This window comes from Massilia sp. 05N420, from assembly GCF_056397205.1.
Genome location: NZ_JBFTMX010000289.1, coordinates 1 through 361, shown reverse-complemented (window position 1 = coordinate 361; position 361 = coordinate 1). Strand labels below are relative to the sequence as shown.

The 361-nt window shown below is 57.9% G+C and carries 1 protein-coding gene; it reads right to left on the bottom strand.

Going from position 1 to position 361, the window contains the following annotated elements:
- Positions 1–361: NUDIX hydrolase (locus AC1DIX_RS28360; protein ID WP_477328699.1), on the bottom strand; the 361-nt coding region annotated here is incomplete at both ends.

The following is a 361-nucleotide window of genomic DNA, read 5'->3' as shown; positions in this document are numbered from 1 at the left end:
GTGCCGGAGGAAGCGCCTCGATCTCGTCAGCAATGAAATAGGGCGGAATATCGAGCGCCTTCAGCGCTTCGCGGGTGGCGGGCACCCATTTGAACTCTAGAATGCTCTTGCCGTCCTCGATCTGATGGACGATCTCGTTTGGCCGGAAAGGGAAGCTTTCGGGGACTTCCATCAGATAATAGAGCCCAAGTTCGTGCCAGTCGCGCTTCTCGAAATGAAAGAAATTCTCGACGATCCAGAGCAGGCGGCCGACCTCGACTGTCACACCGAGCTCTTCCACCATCTCGCGCCGCAGCGTTTCTTCCGAGGTCTCGCCAATCTCGGCGCGGCCACCCGGAAATGTCCAGAAAGGCTCATGGAC